We start from the raw sequence: 3482 nt of genomic DNA on the forward strand, positions 1-3482 counted from the left end.
TTAAGACCCCGCGATAAGGATTGTCAGCAAGCCCGCTCATCGCAAGCCATGGCGGATTTGATACGAGGCCGTTGAACTGCCCAGCAAGAAGACCGGGGCGGTAGGCGTTGCGGAGAATGAAAGCCCAGATCCCGTTGCGGTTCGCAACGGCAAGCGCGGACATGCGGGCGGCGAGGGCATGCACCGCGTCCACAATTGGCTTGCGGAGGTCTTCCGGCAGGGCGGTCTTGGCCGCAGCGGCGGCGCCGGTCACGAAGGTTTCCGCATCATGCCTTGAAAGCGCCGGCGCCTTTCCTTTCTTCCGGGCGTCAAGGGCTTCGTCGTACGCCCAGTCGATGATGCGGTCGAACAGGCCGCTATATTCAGGCTGGACGAGCGCATGCGGCAGCTTGACGGTTGCGCCGTCTAGCGCGACATCAATTGTGTCGCTCTCGCCGATCAGGGGAACAATCGCTGAAACCGGAGTCACAGCGAACAGAGAATCCGCATGATACACGGGAATTACGATCTGCCCTTTAGCGGACTTGATCTCCGAAGCCAGCGCCACGACCCAAGTCGTCTTTGATAGCGCAACGGCGAGCGGGTCGATGTCAAAGCCGGTCGCAACGTCATGCAGTTCCGCAAGCGCGGTGAATTTGAACTTCTCCTTCGCTGCTTTCAACACCTCCGCGAGAATCGAGCCGGACCCGCAGCACATATCGACGATGCGCGGCGCTTCGCTGGGCAGATTATCAAGGCAGCGCTCCGCCAGATGCCGGGCGAGCCAGGCCGGAGTCCACTCCTGCCCAAGGAGCTTGCGCTGGCTCTTGCGTGCAAGCTGAGCCAAGAGACGCCCGAACAGGTCTTCCTCGTAGCGCCTGCTGAAATCGTAAGCATAAAGGTCGCGCTGGATTCCCCGCGCGACCGGCACCAGCCGGTCTATGTAACCCGGCCGGACAAGCCAGCCGAAATAATCCTCCTCGACCATGTTATCGAGTTCGTAACGGTCGCGGAAGAACGCGCCAGTCAGGATGGATTTGAGTTCATGGTCGGCGCTCAGGATGGCGTGGCCTTCCAGGACATTCGCGCCGAGAAGACGGGCAAGGATTGCGACATACGCTTCATCGAGGTAGGCACTCGCGCGGAACGCGCCCGCGTCTCCTTCAAGATGGTCGATGAACTGCGACCACAGCGAAGTCGCAAGCGCGATCGACGGATCGGCGGCCCGGCCCTCGTCAACGAGCTTGTGAAGCGGCCCGCTGCTGCGCATGTAAGCGCTGCTGTCGAGGCCAAGGTCGGAGGCGAGGAACTCTGCCCGCAAGGGCCGCGATTGCTCGCGCGCGAGATGCTTGCGTATAAACCGGACAAGATGCCCGGCCGCCGGTTCGTCGGCAGCGGCGATCTTCAGCTCGTCGACCGGAACAAGCGTAACGTCGTCGGGCGTGCAAGCAGCGGGATTGACTCCCGGCGCAAGCTGCGCGTCATAGGCGAACCATTCCACTGTATCGGATAGGATGCCGCGGACCTGCGATGCCGGCACGCCGGCCTTGATAAGTCCTGCCGCGTGTTCCCTGACCTGGCCGTATCCCTCCTGGCGCTTGAACAAGTTACGAAGATCGGATTCGTACTCGATCGTCGTCGAGCCGATGAGGTTGTCGATGAACCGCGACGCTTTCGCCCCGCCCGCTTTCGCGATCTTTGTGAGCGCCTCGGCGCCCTCGACGTAATGATCGATCCAGTTCTTGTCTTCCGGGGCGGTGAAGATCACGCGAAGGGCGCTTTGAATCTCGCTCCTGAGAACGGATTCATTTTTGCCGACTTCGCGCAGGGCGAGGCAGCGGCGGATCGTCTCTATGGCCTGCGCAATATGGTCCGTCATGCCGCAGTCCTCAGACGGCTGCGGCGCAGACGCTCCGCCCGGTCCTTCATAGCGCGTACGTGGTCCGCGGCGGCAGGCCGGCCAAGAACGGCTCCGAGAACAATGGCGTCGATATCCTCAAGAGCGGATGCCTGCCCCCGCGCGTGCGCCCGGCTGGCATCGTCAAGCGCGCGCCGCGCCTCCACAGGCAATGCGGGCACCGGCAACTGCTTCAGGTGCGCGGCTTCGAGCTTGAGCGCGCCGCCGCCCATTGGCGTACCGAGCGCTTCCATCAGTAGCTGGCACCATGCGCTGTTCAGCAGGGCTTTCAGAGCAAAGCGCGGCCAGGTACGGTCCGCCCAGAACGTGGAGAAGTTCGCATCAATCAGGATCGGCTCTTCAAGATTGCATTCAACGCGCGGCGCATCGCTTACGATGCGCGGAACGAGCGCGGCCGGGATATGACGCGGCATGAAGTCCGGGAGCATGTACCAAAAGCGCGGCGTGGCTGCTCCCTCGCGGTGCGCCCGGGCATTTGTACGCACAGCCGACAGTTCGGGCGCTCGTTTGCCGCCCTCCGCCTCGTCCAGCGGCGTTTGCGCGGCGAGCCGGACATAGGCGGCAAGATCGGCGGGCATGACTTGCGGAAGCAATTCGCCGCATTGGTGGTAGGTAGCTTCCGCCAGCGCAACGATGTCCATGTCTTCCGGCAATGCCCAGCGCCGCAGATCGAGGACCCGCCCCGCGGGCAGGACGCCGCGCGCGATCAGCGGCAGCTCCGACTGCTTGCGAAGAACGGGGCGAAGGGCCGCCGCGGGAACAGAAATTTCGCGGCCCTGATAGGCTGCGGATACCTTGATCCGCACCATGCCGCCGCCTGCTGCGCCGCTGGCATCAACATAGAAAAAGCGGTTGCATCCCGTTCTCAAGCCCTGGCCGACCTGGATGCCGGACTCACCCAGCGTCTTCAGCGATGAAAGCGGGGCGCCGGCGACGAGGTCCCGCACAGCTTCGGGGATCGCGGGCACCGGCGAAGGGTTCGTCCCTGAAAACAGCGGCAGGTCCCCCGCGCTTCCTTCAAGAGTCTGGAGCCACGAGCGCCGCGACGCCTTTGCCTTAAGTGACAGCCATTCCTCGTGAGGCGGAAACCGGCGTGCAAGAATACCGCGTCTTGCCGTGGCCGCACCGCCGTGAAGCCATTCCGCAAACTGCGCCTCGGGTGCCTTCCCGACGAAGGCCACGCCGACAAGCGAACGCTCATCGGCGGCTTCGGGGGCGATTGAAACCCAGCTTGCAGACCCCCATTCGGTTCTGTCTTCCAGTTTGCGCGCCACAGCTTGTGCGGAAAGACGCCGGGCGACAATCAGATGCGTCCGCACTAGCGCATCGGAAAACCACCCAGGCTGCGTGTCCTCGACGACGTATTCGAGCGTGAAGCAGCGCAACAGCAAATAGCGGATGACATCGCCGTAATCGCGTGAGCGCCATGTGGCGGGCGCGACAATTGCGATCCTGCCGCCGGGCCTGATGAGCAAGGCGGCAAGAAGCAGGGAGGGCACCGAAAGGTCGGCAAGCCCGGAATAGCCGGAGGCGAGTGCGCTCCAGACTGTTTTTTCGGCGCCTGACACCTCCTGCGCAATAATGC

2 protein-coding genes are annotated in these 3482 nt (G+C 63.3%); both read right to left on the reverse strand.

All coding sequences use genetic code 11. The features are described from left to right. Positions 1–1858, reverse strand: a 1858-nt coding sequence (locus tag BGN91_RS14895; protein ID WP_292614450.1) for an N-6 DNA methylase, incomplete at its 3' end; no start/stop codon positions are given. After that, positions 1855–3482: hypothetical protein (locus tag BGN91_RS14900; RefSeq protein ID WP_292614452.1), on the reverse strand; the 1628-nt coding region annotated here is incomplete at its 5' end. The genes BGN91_RS14895 and BGN91_RS14900, both read right to left, overlap by 4 nt.

The organism is Nitrobacter sp. 62-13 (genome assembly GCF_001896955.1).
GTDB lineage: Bacteria > Pseudomonadota > Alphaproteobacteria > Rhizobiales > Xanthobacteraceae > Nitrobacter.